We start from the raw sequence: 14,123 nt of genomic DNA, 5'->3' as shown, positions 1-14,123 counted from the left end.
CTTCTGCATATATGGTTCACTCAATCAGGCAGCAAAGCCTTGATTTGATTAACAAACTCTTGATGGTCTACCACAGGTTTAGAGATGTAACCGTCGGCACCGCTTTGATCCAGAAATGTTTCTTTATCACCAGCCATCGCGTGAGCAGTCACCAAAATAATCGGCAGCGATGCCGTTTGCGGGTCAGCTTTGAGCAGTTGAGTAATCTTAATGCCGTCCACAGATTTGCCCTGGTACACGCTGCGGGAAAGAGACACATCCATTAAAATCAAATCAGCTTCGCCGTTGGCAGCAATCTGCATCACCTCTTCAACATTTTCCGTGTGCTTCACGGCTAAGCCCCCCCGCTTAGTCAGAATTTTGGAAAAAACCCGAGCATTAACCAAATCGTCCTCTACAATCAGAACGGTTTTCATAAATAAATATGGGAAGTATAGAAACTTTGTGACTTTAGTCCAAAGAGGAACACGACACGGGGAGTACATTCCCCGTCAAAAATGCAGAGTTTTTAGCGCCATTAGCCGGGAACCCTGCAAAACCCGTATGTATATCCTTGAGCCACTAGCTGTGAGAGGGTTTACAGATGCCGAGAAGCATCCAGTACCATCATTTAGACTACTACACACAGACAGTTTAGTTGTTTTTTCTAACTAGACCTGGCACTGGTGAGAGCCTCAAGATTCTCAGGTAGCAGGTTTCTAGTACAATCCTGGACGCAGGGACGACGCCTCGGAACCCGGTTTTTGCTCGTTTCGGCCGGCTATAACGAACTATTGTTATGAAAAAACCCGGTTTCTGACTACCCGTGCGTCCTGGACTTATAGTATCCTCTCTTTCGGTCAAGCCTCCGGCTTCTACCATTTTAAATTTTAGATTTTAGATTTTAGATGGGAACTGATTGACTGGATATCAGTTTGGATCACGGGCCTACAGTTGCATTATTTTTTGAACTGATATTAGATTCTGGAATGTGTGATAATTATTTTCCTTCTTCCTCATTAGAATCAAGCCATGTTTATTCACATAATCCCGTCGCCACAGCATTCGGAGTAGCGAATTGAGCGGGGATTGGCGGGGATTGTTGGAGATTCCTAATTCTCAGTTTTAACCCCTCAAAACGGCTTAAAATATTGACGCTTCCGTTCATCAAGGGGATGTCAGACTAAGAGATATCGCCAGGAGAGCTTTTGACTGATGAATTCATCAATATCGGCATTTTTGACACTCTCAGCGAGTCACGGCCACGCTCTATGGTTGAATAAGACCAAAACTTGGACTTCATTCATAGTCCAGACGCCTCTACACGATCAGAACAAGTACCAGTACCAGAGGTATTCCAATTCCGCTTACTTTTCTTTTTTAAGACTTTCTGAGTCCATCACGCTTGGCAAAATACGGTAAGCTCGATCGTCTACCATTGCTGCTTGATCCACGCTACGACTGTACTGAGACGAGATCAATCTGGGGTTTCTCCTGAATAAACTATTTCTTCGTGTAGAAGGTTATTCCTAATTGCAATTAAATTCTATCATAGATTGACGGGGACTCAAGTCCCTCGTGATGCTTTCCTAGGAAGAGCTACAGCCTCACTACGTTCTGAGTTTCTGGCATTCCGTGTTCTCCTGTGAATCAACCTTCTCACGGCAGAAGGTAAATAGACAGGTAGGCGCAAATGAAGGCAACATAGAGGTTAGGGTAAGAGTGGAGAGTAAGAGGCAAGTTTTGCCCATCTTCGGGACTCTGATTCTGCTTTCACAAGTTAAGTTTATTTTTATTCTTCAACTGGGCGGTTGGATCGAACTTTCGGTTCGCCTGCTGCAAAGGCTTTTAAATCGAGACAGGGAACCTCGGCATTATTGACAGAGGCTGTTTTCACTCAGGAATTAACGGACACAAGGACTCATGGCTAAACAACTCAACCTACTTTCCGGGCAAGTAATTTCTACGCCTCTGCACGCCGAGATGCAGCAATCGTACCTCGAATATGCCATGAGTGTGATCGTCGGGCGAGCTTTGCCTGATGTCCGCGACGGTTTAAAACCAGTTCACCGTCGAATTTTATATGCGATGCACGAACTCGGTCTGACGCCAGACCGACCTTACCGTAAGTGCGCCCGGGTAGTTGGAGATGTTTTGGGAAAATATCACCCCCACGGCGACCAATCGGTTTACGACGCTCTGGTACGCATGGTTCAGGAGTTTTCGAGCCGCTATCCTTTACTGGCGGGTCACGGCAATTTCGGTTCGGTGGACAATGATCCGGCGGCTGCTATGCGCTATACGGAAACGAGGCTAGCACCGATCGCCCACGAAGCTATGCTAACCCAAGTCGGCGAGGCAACTGTTGATTTTACTGGTAACTTTGACAATTCGCAGCAGGAACCGACGGCACTGCCTGCTCAGTTGCCGTTTCTGTTACTCAACGGCTGTACGGGCATTGCTGTGGGGATGGCAACTAATATCCCGCCGCACAATTTGGGGGAGGTGGTAGACGGTTTAATTGCTTTGATTGAAAACCCGGAACTATCCGACGAGAAGTTGATAGAACTGATTCCGGGCCCGGATTTTCCAACGGGAGGGGAAATCGTCGCTACAGAGGGCATTGTTGACGCCTACACTAAGGGTCGAGGCAGCATTGCGGTCAGGGGTGTGGCCGGGGTGGAAGAAGTGCCAGGTAATCGCAAGGTGCGTACTAAAACGGCGATCGTGGTGACGGAGTTTCCGTTTCAGGTAAATAAGGCGGCTTGGATTGAAAAGGTGGCGGAGTTGGTCAATGCTGGCCGCCTCGACGGTATTTCTGATTTGCGTGACGAGAGCGATCGTGAAGGGATTCGAGTGGTGATTGAACTCAAGCGGGAATTTACCCCAGAAGCGGTTCTCGCTCGCCTTTACCAACAAACTGACCTGCAAACAAATTTTGGGGCGATTTTGCTGGCAATTGTCAACGGTCAACCGCGACAGTTGACCCTGAGACAATTGTTACAGGAATTTCTGGATTTCCGGGAAGTGACTCTTACCCGCCGCTACAATTACGAGTTGCAAGCTGCTGAACGTCGCTGTCATATTGTCCAAGGCTTAATGTTGGCTTTGACAAATCTCGATACCGCGATCGACATTCTCAGAAATTCTCCTGACGGCTCTACTGCTAAGCAAACTTTGCAAGTTCGCCTCAATTTGAGCGAAAGTCAAGCTGATGCGATTTTGGCGATGCCTATGCGGAGGCTGACTGGTTTGGAAAGGCAAAATTTGCAGTCTGAGTTTGATGAGTTGATGGCGAATATTCAAGAATTGCAGCGGTTGTTGAGCGACAGGCGCGAACTTTTGAAGGCTTTAAAGAAGGAATTTCGCTCGCTCAAACGCAAGTACGCTGACCCCCGCCGCACTAAATTCGCCAATGGAACCGGACGCGCAGCAAACGCCGAACCACAATTTTCGGGTAAGAAAAATTCTGCGGTGAAGCAGTTGTCGCCGGCAACGATTCAGCCTAACTTATTGCCCGTTGTAGAGGCAGAGGAAACTATTGTTGAATTTTCTCACAAGCAGTACGTGCGACGCTTGCCGACAGGGGAAAAGCCACGCTCGAAAAGTCGCGAAAAATCGGTTTCAGCTTTAGAAAAAAATGAAGATTTTATTGTGACAGCAAATCTAACAAAAACCGATCGCACTTTGGTCGTCTTAACTCCTAACGGCAAAGCTTACCCGCTGAAAGTGGCCGATATTCCTAGTAGTAGCGCCAAAGACCGGGGAACGCCGATCGTTAGTTTGTTGTCGCCGAGTGCTACTAAAGATAGTGCCGGTCGCGCTTTGTCGGAAATCACAGTTGCACACTTTATTTTGCCGGAAAATTCGGAGGCGGCAGATTTAGTAACTCTGACTCAGCAAGGGAAAATTAAGCGCTTGCCGATGCAGGAATTTGCTGATTTGACTAATCGTGGCGTTACTGTTGTTAAACTCAAGGAGGACGATCGGCTGCGCTGTGCGAGTCTGGCTAAAGTCGGCGAGCAAGTGGCGATCGCAACTTCAGGAGGCCGAGTCCTCCGGTTTGAGATTGATGATGAACAACTGCCGCCAATGGGCCGCGCGGCCCAGGGATCTCAAGTAACCAGGTTGCGGAAGCAGGAAGAGTTGGTGGGTTGCATCACTCTGGACGCGAACGACAGTCTGGTGCTATTTTCCGAGTTGGGTTGGGCAAAACGAATGCCCGCAGGTTCTGTCAGACTTACTAACCGGGGCGAAATTGGCACTCAAGCTTTTCGTTTCTCAGAGCCTAAAGATGCTTTAGTTGGCTTGCTGCAGGCTGTTCCGGGTACGGATGTCAAACTTTTTACTAATTCTGGCCGCCTGTTGCGATCGGCTATTGATGCTATAGCTTTTTGGGGGAAAGATGCTGCGGGCGATCGAGTTTTTGACCTCAATCCAGGTGAAAAAATTATCAAGGTTATCAGCAGTCAATAGTCATGGGGCATGGGGCATTGGGCATTGGGCATTGGGGAATTAATCGGACTTCTGACTTCAACATCCATCCGTTAAATCATTTAAATCCTGTACACTGCTCGTTACCGAACTTTCTCCTTCCTTGAATATCTTAAGTAGGTGTGCAGAATTAATTACACAATATTTCTACTGAAACCCTTGCCTAGCAAGGAGTCTTTATGTAATTAATTTTGTGTGGTTACTTAATTACCAATGCCCCATGCCCCATGCCCCATGCCCAATGCCCAATCTAAAATCTAAAATCTAAAATCTAAAATTGTTTAATGGCGCAAGTTGTATTAGAAAATATCTACAAAAGTTTTCCGCTCCGCCAAGGAGAACAGGAAAAAGAAGCAAACACCGTCGCAGAAAGTGTCTCGCCTCTAGCCGATCGCCCTTCGTCTAACAGCGTTTTGCGGCGCATTAACCTAACGGTCGAAGACGGGGAATTCATGGTGCTGGTGGGGCCTTCTGGCTGCGGAAAAAGCACTTTGCTGCGATCGATCGCTGGTTTGGAAGTTTTGACGGCCGGTAATATTTGGGTTGGCGATCGGCTGGTTAACGATTTGCCTCCTAAAGACCGAGATATCGCTATGGTATTTCAAAATTATGCTCTCTATCCTCACTTAACAGTTTACGATAATCTCGCCTTTGGATTGCGCCGCTCGGAAAGGGAGAAAGAAGAAGGAAGAAGAAAGAAGGAAGAAGGAAGAGGGAAGAAAGAAGAAGGAAGGGGGAAGATACAAGGAGAAGAAGGACGCCTCCAGAAGATAGAAAAAATTAGGAATAAGGTAGAAGAGGTTATTAATGATTTAGCTTCTAATTATTTTAAAAATCCTCTAAGTTATCCTTTGTTTGAGGACTTTTTAGGAGGAGCGACTCGCAAGTTGCCTCCGGGTTTGCGCTATTTGTCGGAACGGGAAAAGGCGGTAGGAAAACGAGTGCGAGAGGTAGCTGAATTATTGCAAATAGAATCTCTTTTAAATCGCTTGCCAAAACAACTTTCGGGAGGGCAAAAGCAGCGGGTAGCTTTGGGTAGGGCTATGGCTAGAAATCCTGAAGTGTTTTTGATGGACGAACCGCTATCGAATCTGGATGCGAAATTGAGGGCGGAAACTCGATCGCAAATTGTGCAGTTGCAGCGACAGTTGGGAACTACAACTATTTATGTAACTCACGACCAAACTGAGGCGATGACTATGGGCGATCGGATTGCTATTATGAAGGTCGGCCAGATTCAACAAGTAGCTCGACCTCTAGAGCTTTACAACAAGCCGGCTAATTTGTTTGTTGCTGAGTTTATCGGTTCTCCGCCGATGAATTTTTTGGCGGTGGAATTTAGTGCTCCGCTGTTGATTTCTCACCCGCAATTTCGCTTTACTTTACCCGATATTTGGGCAAAAAGTCTACAACAATATGACGGGCGAGGGCTAATTTTGGGCATTCGGCCGGAACATCTGAGCATTAACCCTCCGGCTACCAAAAATCTTTCGGTACAAGTGGAAATTGTAGAGGCTTTGGGACACGAAACTTATTTGGGGGTTTGTTTGACGGATGCTCCGGCGGTGCGGATGCAAGTGCGGGTTCCGCCTGAGCGATCGATCCGAGTTGGCGAGGAGCTTTGGTTGGCAATCGCCCATGACAAAATTCACTTGTTCGACCCTGATACCGAGTTGGCTATTTTTCCTGTTAGGTAAAATCATCAAGGTCGATCGACCTTGATGACCGATATCACTAATCACAAGCTTGCATTTTGATCAAGGAATGTTATATTTGTTCACATAAGCCTTAAACAAGTTAACGAAAGGAGTTCGCACTATGCAAGAACAAAAACGCAACGCTTGGAACTGGGGCTTCAGCGAAGGAGCCGAAAATTGGAACGGTCGTTTGGCGATGATTGGTTTCTCTGCCGCTGTCATCATCGAATTGGTTTCCGGTCAAGGCCTGCTTCACTTTTGGGGTCTGATGTAATTTTCTAGTTAAGAATTTTGTGACAATGCAAAGCTTGGGAGTTCCGTAACGGACTCCCAAAATTTTTGCAACCCGATTTCGGCAGCAAATAGCAACTTGCTCTGGGTTATTAGCAGCACAAAATTTAACCGCTATAACTCAAACCGGGGCGGGGGGTCTCCCCCCCAAAAAAAAGAGTGCGAATCACTCTTTTGGGTGATGCTAGCAAATTACTCTAGCGGATATATTCTTTTAAGATGCTGTTGCGGTTAGGATGGCGCAACTTCCGCAGGGCTTTAGCCTCGATTTGGCGAATTCGCTCACGAGTGACGTTAAAGATTTGACCAATTTCCTCCAAGGTCTTCATCCGTCCGTCATCTAAGCCGTAACGCAGCCGCAGTACATCCCGTTCTCGGGGGCTGAGAGTATCCAAAACGCTTTCCAAGTCTTCCCTGAGCAAGTTTTTCGAGACTTGATCTTCTGGCGTTTCCCCGTCAGATTCAATAAAGTCTCCCAGACGTGAGTCTTCCTCTTTACCGATCGGAGTTTCTAGAGAGATGGGCAACTGTGCGGACTTAGCAATGAACCGCAACTTCTCGATCGTCATTTCCATGCGGGTAGCAATTTCTTCTTCCGTAGGCTTGCGACCCATTTCCTGAGACAGGAGTTTGGTAGTTTTCTTGATCCGCGAAATGGTTTCGTAAAGGTGAACCGGCAGGCGGATAGTGCGCGATTGATCGGCGATTGCCCTGGTGATGGCTTGACGTATCCACCAAGTTGCGTAGGTAGAAAACTTGTAGCCTTTTTCGTGATCGAATTTTTCAGCGGCACGGATCAGACCCAAAGAGCCTTCCTGAATCAAATCTTGGAAAGACAAACCGCGATTCATATATTTTTTGGCGATCGACACCACCAAACGCAGGTTTGATTGCACCATTTTTTCCTTGGCCCGACGGCCGACGTGTAGTCGGTGACGGAATGCAGGAAGTGCCATATCTACAGCATTTGCCCATTCGCTGTCTTTGGGTTCGCGGTTATACTCTTCGAGCAGTTGTTCTCGAACTCGCTCTAATTCCAGCAAATCTGCAATCTTGCGCGCTAGTTCAATCTCTTCGTCAGCTCGCAGCAGCCGAATCCGACCGATTTCTTGCAGGTAAAGACGAATAGAGTCTTCAGTATAATGCTTTTTCTTTGCCTGTGCCCGACGGCGGGCTTTGGCGCCTTTGCCAGATTTAGGGTCTTCCTCAGATTGAGAGTCTAAGAATTCTTCTCGATCGTCTTCTTCGTCGATAAAGAGTTCTAACTCGCTCTCAGGTAGAACGCTTTCGGCGCTGCGAAGCAACTCGATTGTTTCCATTTCCGGTGTAATTGTGGTTTCGAGTACGGTGTTAGCTGGGATCATGCCGTCTTCCTCATGCTCCTGAATTAAAGAATAAATAACAGTGGAATAGTGTCTGTTTGTAGTTTAGACAAGTTAGCCAGTATTGACATTCCCGCAGGAAAAAATAGTGGGATTTTTGGTCTGCTAGCTGAATTTGTTACCGAAACTGCACCTGTTTTATGAGTTACGGTTCGAGTTCTGGTTTGAAGCAGTCAGCGCATTCAATCGATCGCAGATTTTAACATCGCGACCTTAAATTGAGCTAGCGGCTTTTTCTTTCGGAGCGAGTTACCACATCATCTGCAATACCTTGCCCACAGAAGCAAACCATGAAGTGCGATCGATCGCACTTCCAAAAATACTGGCTTTTTTACTCGGTACTTCGAGCTTTTACCCGTACAAGTTTTCCTGCACGGAACCGTCTAACTTTTGTATTCGAGGTGTCGAACTTTTGATTTGCCTTGCTTTCACTCTGGTTGTCAGACATGACAGTTGGACGGGAAATTTTCGCCACCTTGGATGTCCGTCTGCTGCCTCAAATGCAACAGCAGAGGGTTAAAGCACCAAACGGGGAGAATTGGATCTTGCAAAGACCTTTCCGATTGTAGCCTTTCTCACAAAAAATGGAAGTTGTTTTCCATTGTTGGTCAAGAACTAGGAAACTCTGTCAGCTTAGCTTGACAATACTAACTCATGTCCGGCTCTGCTAAATCCTGAGAACGGCCCGCAAAAACTTTGGCACGATCAAACGGCGCTGTTTTCTGCGTATATCTGGGTGAACGGCTGCGGCGTAGTTGGCCAGACAGTTAGCAGACAATTTTTGAGTTGCCCAAATTGGAACCAATACAATCCGTGTAGATACACCCATCATTACCCTGTTTCCCTGAATTGAATCATACGCAATCTGCGATTGAATAAAGCTCGTAGCTTTAGTTTTAAGTCGGTAACTCTGGATTAGAGACCGACTCTGACCCCCAATGAAGCGTTGCGGGTTGAGTAGTGCAACAGGGGCTTTCATTGTTAAGTTAGCTCAAATCTCAGAAATTGGGTTTAATTTTCACGTTAAATCACATTAAGTTCTTAACGTCACATTCTTATTTAAGCAGTTCGACACGAGTTTGTCGCGTCAATGGCAAAAACCACCAGGATAAATTCTACTGAGAGTTAACCCGCCGCGCAACTCTCGGCTGCGGATTTCTCTAATTTTTTTTTTCTTTCGGTTCGCACTTGCGCGATCGCACATTCTCACAAACAACACAATTCGCCATCTCTCGGAAGTATAACTTCACGATTCCTTTAAATATATCGTGACCGTGTGAAGATTCCATAAAGCCTCTCAATCAATTTTAGGTAGCATTGCCGAATTGTCTTGATAATTTCCAGCAGACGCAAAAAAATTCCCAGCAGATGTTGATGCAACTGCCTGCAGATGATAAACCCTCCAAGGAATAAAATTTTTCCTAGTTAGTGATGTGCTTGCTATGGTTAGAGAAGGCGTAAACTCCACAATACTTAAAGCAATCGAACGGTAGGACGCTAGTGCTATGCTCAAAATTTTGTTATTATTTACAGCGTGTCATCAGAAAGCACAGAGCCGTGCTTTATCCTCTAGTCGGCTTTAAATTATGTGGCTTGACCTTTAGAAAATGAAGCTATCAAGAAAAAATTCAGATCCGTGTTTCTATTGACAACCCAATGAAGGTTTACTAGAAATAATTCACCTTCTTGAGAGAAAGATTTAGAAATTAATCGGGCCGAGATTACCATCTCTTTATAGCGCCTGTTCTAGTCAGGACTTCAGTTTTTTTTATATTTGTGAATAAGCACTAAAGTCCTGACTGCGAACTTAATGTAACCGCGAGACAGATTACTGCTGATTCCGCAGGCGAGGGTTAACAAACTCGTTTAATCCTTCCCCCACCAAAGACAGTCCCACCACCATTAAAGTCATCGCCAAACCGGGAAACAAAGCCGTCCACCAAATGCCAGTAGGTAGCGCATCTAAAGCTAAACGCAAGTCGTGTCCCCATTCGGGAGTTGCTTCGGGAAGTCCTAATCCGAGAAATCCCAAACCTCCTAATGTTAAAATTGCATCGGCAGCGTTGAGCGCAAACAGCACAGGTACGCTCTGAATCACATTCAGAAACAGGTAGCGCGAAAGCACTGTCCAAGTGTCAGCACCCATTGCTCGCGCGGCTTCGACAAACAATTCGGTTTTGACGCTGACGGTGTGATTCCTGACGACGCGGTAGTATTGAGGGATGTAGGAAATGCTCAGGGCGATCGCAGCATTCAAAACTCCTTTTCCCACTACAAACGCTAGCGTCAAAGAAAGCAGCAGCCCCGGCAAAGTATAAATTGTATCCATTAAAAATAACAACACTCGATCGAGCTTACCGCCCAAATAACCGCTAACCAAACCCAGCGGCACACCGATAAACAAACTCAAAGCAGTGGCTAAAATTACCACTTGCCAAGCCGCCCGAGAAGCAAACAGCGTGCGGGAAAACACATCGTAGCCGCTGCGGCTAGTACCAAACCAATAATTCGCCGACGGCGGTTCGTGGATGGGGTTAATCAAAGCCTCGGTAGGATTTTGCAGCCATCCCCAAGCTTGCATAGCTGGAGACAAGGTGGCTACCAATACAAACACGGCAGTTATTGTCAAACCGGCCCACATCATTTTCATTGACAGGCTTGACGGTGAGGCAATATTGTTGAGAAATCGCGGCAGTCGGAGGCGGCTTTGAGCCATAATGACGATCGACCAATATAAGAAAGACTTTTAGATTTTAGTAGCACTCAGGCGAAAAAACCCGGAACACTCCAAAATCCTCTTTCTCATTCGCCAAACACTCGCGACAAACCGGTTTTTTTCGGGGGATGGGGCTAAAAAAAAATCGGTTTCTCCCCTGCACGGGACTGGCGCGCAGGGGAGAAACCGGTTTTTTTGGCAGGTGGGACGCAAGTTGAGTTTAGGTTACTCTCTTGGCACACCTCAAATCTAAAATCGATGGAATTCCTACAAATTACTGGCAATTAACTCGCGGTACTGGCTTTTCGGCTTAACTCCTTTGAGCTCAGCCACCAAATCTTTGTCTTTGAAATACTGAATCGTCGGCGTACCAATCACGCCAGCATTTTCAGCAATTTCTGGATCTTCTTCGATGTCAATTTCCACGTAGTGGATTTTGCCCTCGAACTCATCTACTACTTTGCTCAAAATCGGCTTGAGGCTGTGGCAAGGCCCACAACTCGGAGAGGCATATTTGACCACAATCAGTCGATCGCTATCGTGGAACAACTTCCGCAAAGCATAACCTCCTTCGTGGCGCGTGTCTTGGATATCAAAGTTCGCGCTGGTTTTGCGTACTTTTTGAGCTTCCGGCGCTGCTGTGGGTTGCTCGGATTCCTCAGTTTGATGGAATTCCTGCGTTAAACCGTTAACTGACAGCCAACGTTCTGCCAGCATCGCCCCCATACAACCGCTGCCGGCGGCGGTGATTGCTTGGCGAAACTCGTGGTCTTGCACGTCGCCGACGGCGTAAACTCCCTCGACGCTGGTTTCTACCGAACCGTGTTTGGTGGCGATATAGCCTACTTCGTCGAGTTCTAGCTGACCTTGGAACAGTTGAGTGTTGGGAGTGTGACCGATCGCGTAAAACAATCCTTTCACCAGCAAATCGCTTTCGGCACCGGTCTCGATATTTCTAATTTTCACCCCGTCCATTTTGCCGCCCGGTTCGCCCAAGATATCCACTGCTTCGGTGTTCCAGTGCACGGTAATTTTAGGATTGCTCAGCACTCGGTCTTGCATGGCTTTGCTCGCGCGCATTTGATCGCGCCGCACCAGCATATGTACGTGAGAGCCGTATTTTGTCAAATAAATAGATTCTTCCGCTGCGGTGTCGCCCGCGCCGATTACAGCTAAATCTACTCCTTTAAAAATTGGGGTAGCGCCGTCGCAAATCGCACAGGCAGAAATACCGTGACTCCAAAATACGTGTTCGCTAGGCAGCCCCAGCCTTTTCGCCGTCGCGCCTGTAGCTATTACTATCGTGTGGGTTTTGATTTCTCTGTCTTCCGATCGCACTGTAAACGGACGCTGGCTCAAATCCACCGAAATTACATCTTCTGTGTATAATTCTGCACCCCAGCGCACTGCTTGAGCTTTCATCCGATCCATGAGTTCCGGCCCGGTGATGCCTTCGGGAAAGCCGGGGAAGTTTTCTACTTCTGTGGTGGTCATCAGTTGACCGCCGGGGACGCCTCCGGCTTGGTAGCCTTCAAACACTACGGGTTTCAGGTTTGCCCTCCCGGCGTAGATGGCTGCGGTGTAGCCTGCAGGTCCTGAGCCGATAACTACTAGGTTTTCTACGGTTTCGTTGGTCATAGCTATTTACTTAAACTCATAACGACTTCGTTTTACTAATTCTAGCAGAGTTCGATCGAGTTTGGTTGGATGCCATTGGGCGATCGAGCATCTGTATCTATTTTTGAGGGTCGATCGGTCTTCGGGGCAATTCCAGCTTGTTTTATAAGCAAAAACAATCTAAAAGTCGATTTAGTTTTAAATGTTCGATCTATTTTGACCGCTTAAATCTTAAGCAAATCTAAAGATGACCAAAATTATTGACTTCATTCTCAATTATTTTACATATTTACTTGCTTTGAGGGTTGTGGTACGATTTTCACAATCCAGAGGCATTATGACAAATTTAAGTTTGTGACCCTGAAAGGTTTTAAAATCGTAAAATTAACGAACTCTGCAAATGTAATAAATACAATTGTTTATGCAAAATCCGCATTTTATAGTTTAAGAATTGTAACGGAGATTTGGCTCAATTTGACAAAATACAGTATTTGTGGTATGTAAGAGGCGATCGGGGGAAAATTAGATCGAGCTTTTTAACCGCAGATGTGGGCGGATTAACGCCGATGAACGCAGATAAAATAGAATTTTGTATTTGTGTCTGAATGGATAAAATCAAGATATTGTTTGTGTGCAGCCGGAATAAGTGGAGGAGTTTGACGGCCGAGAAGATATGCGAGAATATTAGCGGCTACAACGTGCGATCGGCTGGAACGGAAAAAGGTGCAAGAATTAGAGTAACTGATGGTCTTGTCGGTTGGGCAGATTGGATATTTGTGATGGAGAAGAAGCATGGCGATCGACTCCGCAGCAAATTCCCGGAAAGTCTCGAAGGCAAGAAGCTTATTTGCCTGCAAATCCCGGACAATTACGAATATATGGAACCGGAGTTAGTCGAGCTTTTGCAGGCGAAACTGAACCCCTATATGAAAATGCCAGATAACGAGATAAATTTTATGCAGCGAGTTTTGGAACCGGAAGTGATGGATTCCTTGGAAGAGGCGATCGAATACGATTCGATGGACTTTGCTGAGGTTAATGCTGCTTTTGCTCAGAGTGCTGCGGCGTTGGGGCCGGTTTTTGGAAACGTTTTGGATGCGGGGACGGGTACGGCGAGAATTCCGATCGCCCTTTGTCAACTCCGGCCAGCATGGAAATTGACTTGCATTGATTTGTCGGCAAATATGCTGAAAGTTGGGGCGGACAATGTGGAAAAGGCGGGCGCGCGATCGCAAATTAGTCTCGAATTAATCAATGCTAAGGCAATGCCTTACCCTGACAATTATTTTGACATGGTGATTTCCAACAGCATTATCCACCATTTGCCCGATCCGCTGCCGTTTTTGCAGGAAGTCAAGCGGGTGTTGAAGCCGCAGGGAGCAATTTTTTTGCGGGATTTGCTGCGGCCGGAAAAAGCGGAAATCAGGGATAATTTAGTCAATCTGTATGCGGGAGATTGCAACGCGCATCAGAAACAGTTATTCAGCGATTCGTTGCAAGCAGCATTTACGCTGGATGAAGTTGAAGAGATGATCCAAAATGCCGGGTTGGATGGGTTGAGGATTTATGAATCTTCAGACAGACACTGGACGGTAGAACGTGCTTGGTGCGAGTCTTTGTAGACTGGGGACGATCGTCCGATAACATTTCAAATGAGAATAGGAGCGATCGCATCTTTCCAGCTCTGCGCCTTAGCGTTGCGCGATCGCTTCTATTGTCCAAACTACTCTACGAGCGATCGCCGGGATCGAACACGACTATTAGGCGAGCCTCCGGCAGTAACTGTCGCAAAATGCTGATGTGACCGTCTGCATCCGACCAACTGCGAAACCGACCCACAAGGCTTCTTTGTAAATTGAGAAGCAGGCGAACAATAGACCTCTTGCGAAAGTGCGAGCGCTCTAGTAAAATAAAAGAAAAAATTAGCTGAATAATATGAATTACGAA

The 14,123-nt window shown here is 46.6% G+C and carries 11 protein-coding genes; 5 read left to right on the top strand and 6 right to left on the bottom strand.

From position 1 onward, the window contains the following. Window positions 1-20: 20 nt before the first annotated feature. A complete protein-coding gene (locus QUA77_RS23255) occupies window positions 21-416 on the bottom strand; it encodes a response regulator (protein WP_006632892.1) in 396 nt (131 codons plus the stop codon). 1,486 nt (window positions 417-1,902) lie between these two features. Here QUA77_RS23255 and QUA77_RS23250 point away from each other — a divergent pair. The 3 genes from QUA77_RS23250 (at window position 1,903) to QUA77_RS23240 (ending at window position 6,444) form a co-directional block, all read left to right on the top strand. Further along, the gene (locus QUA77_RS23250) at window positions 1,903-4,455 is read left to right on the top strand and encodes a DNA topoisomerase (ATP-hydrolyzing) (RefSeq protein WP_333452775.1); all 2,553 of its coding nucleotides are present in this window, start codon (window positions 1,903-1,905) and stop codon (window positions 4,453-4,455) included. Between the two features lie 302 nt (window positions 4,456-4,757). Then, window positions 4,758-6,170, top strand: a complete 1,413-nt coding sequence (locus QUA77_RS23245) for an ATP-binding cassette domain-containing protein (RefSeq protein WP_333452773.1) — start codon at window positions 4,758-4,760, stop codon at window positions 6,168-6,170. 121 nt (window positions 6,171-6,291) lie between these two features. Continuing rightward, window positions 6,292-6,444: a chlorophyll A-B binding protein gene (locus QUA77_RS23240; RefSeq protein WP_172186457.1), complete on the top strand. Its 153-nt coding sequence runs from the start codon at window positions 6,292-6,294 to the stop codon at window positions 6,442-6,444. A gap of 214 nt (window positions 6,445-6,658) precedes the next feature. Here the strand turns inward: QUA77_RS23240 and rpoD are convergent, their stop codons facing one another. Continuing rightward, window positions 6,659-7,825, bottom strand: coding sequence for an RNA polymerase sigma factor RpoD (gene rpoD / locus QUA77_RS23235; RefSeq protein WP_190660470.1), 1,167 nt, complete (start codon window positions 7,823-7,825; stop codon window positions 6,659-6,661). Window positions 7,826-8,114: 289 nt separating this feature from the next. Between rpoD and QUA77_RS23230 the strand changes: the two genes are divergently transcribed. Next, a complete protein-coding gene (locus tag QUA77_RS23230) occupies window positions 8,115-8,363 on the top strand; it encodes a hypothetical protein (protein ID WP_333452771.1) in 249 nt (82 codons plus the stop codon). A gap of 147 nt (window positions 8,364-8,510) precedes the next feature. On the opposite strand, the gene QUA77_RS23225 is transcribed toward QUA77_RS23230, so the two are convergent. The 3 genes from QUA77_RS23225 to trxB all read right to left on the bottom strand — a co-directional run bounded on the left by QUA77_RS23225 (window position 8,511) and on the right by trxB (window position 12,197). After that, on the bottom strand, window positions 8,511-8,675 hold the full coding sequence (locus tag QUA77_RS23225) for a hypothetical protein (protein ID WP_242728775.1): 165 nt from the start codon (window positions 8,673-8,675) through the stop codon (window positions 8,511-8,513). Window positions 8,676-9,671: 996 nt separating this feature from the next. Then, window positions 9,672-10,559, bottom strand: a complete 888-nt coding sequence (locus QUA77_RS23220; protein WP_333452769.1) for an ABC transporter permease — start codon at window positions 10,557-10,559, stop codon at window positions 9,672-9,674. 267 nt (window positions 10,560-10,826) lie between these two features. After that, window positions 10,827-12,197 carry a thioredoxin-disulfide reductase gene (trxB, locus tag QUA77_RS23215; RefSeq protein WP_333452767.1) on the bottom strand — a complete coding sequence of 457 codons (1,371 nt, stop codon included), beginning with the start codon at window positions 12,195-12,197 and terminating at the stop codon, window positions 10,827-10,829. A gap of 584 nt (window positions 12,198-12,781) precedes the next feature. Here trxB and QUA77_RS23210 point away from each other — a divergent pair. Continuing rightward, window positions 12,782-13,798 (top strand): methyltransferase domain-containing protein, encoded by a 1,017-nt coding sequence (locus QUA77_RS23210; protein WP_333041564.1) that lies wholly within the window; start codon window positions 12,782-12,784, stop codon window positions 13,796-13,798. A 106-nt stretch (window positions 13,799-13,904) separates the two neighbouring features. On the opposite strand, the gene QUA77_RS23205 is transcribed toward QUA77_RS23210, so the two are convergent. Beyond that, window positions 13,905-14,123: hypothetical protein (locus QUA77_RS23205; RefSeq protein WP_333452765.1), on the bottom strand; the 219-nt coding region annotated here is incomplete at its 5' end.

This window comes from Microcoleus sp. K5-D4 (assembly GCF_036704575.1).
Taxonomy (GTDB): domain Bacteria; phylum Cyanobacteriota; class Cyanobacteriia; order Cyanobacteriales; family Microcoleaceae; genus Microcoleus.
Note: the sequence above shows the minus strand (reverse complement) of the source record. Positions and strands in the feature narration are given on the sequence as shown.

Excerpts from the sequence above, each read along its gene's own strand:
- QUA77_RS23250 (WP_333452775.1), top strand. The coding sequence starts at position 1,903 with ATGGCTAAACAACTCAACCTACTTTCCGGGCAAGTAATTTCTACGCCT.
- QUA77_RS23220 (WP_333452769.1), bottom strand. The coding sequence starts at position 10,559 with ATGGCTCAAAGCCGCCTCCGACTGCCGCGATTTCTCAACAATATTGCC.
- rpoD (WP_190660470.1), bottom strand. The coding sequence starts at position 7,825 with ATGATCCCAGCTAACACCGTACTCGAAACCACAATTACACCGGAAATG.
- QUA77_RS23255 (WP_006632892.1), bottom strand. The coding sequence starts at position 416 with ATGAAAACCGTTCTGATTGTAGAGGACGATTTGGTTAATGCTCGGGTT.
- QUA77_RS23210 (WP_333041564.1), top strand. The coding sequence starts at position 12,782 with ATGGATAAAATCAAGATATTGTTTGTGTGCAGCCGGAATAAGTGGAGG.
- QUA77_RS23225 (WP_242728775.1), bottom strand. The coding sequence starts at position 8,675 with ATGATGGGTGTATCTACACGGATTGTATTGGTTCCAATTTGGGCAACT.
- trxB (WP_333452767.1), bottom strand. The coding sequence starts at position 12,197 with ATGACCAACGAAACCGTAGAAAACCTAGTAGTTATCGGCTCAGGACCT.
- QUA77_RS23245 (WP_333452773.1), top strand. The coding sequence starts at position 4,758 with ATGGCGCAAGTTGTATTAGAAAATATCTACAAAAGTTTTCCGCTCCGC.
- QUA77_RS23240 (WP_172186457.1), top strand. The coding sequence starts at position 6,292 with ATGCAAGAACAAAAACGCAACGCTTGGAACTGGGGCTTCAGCGAAGGA.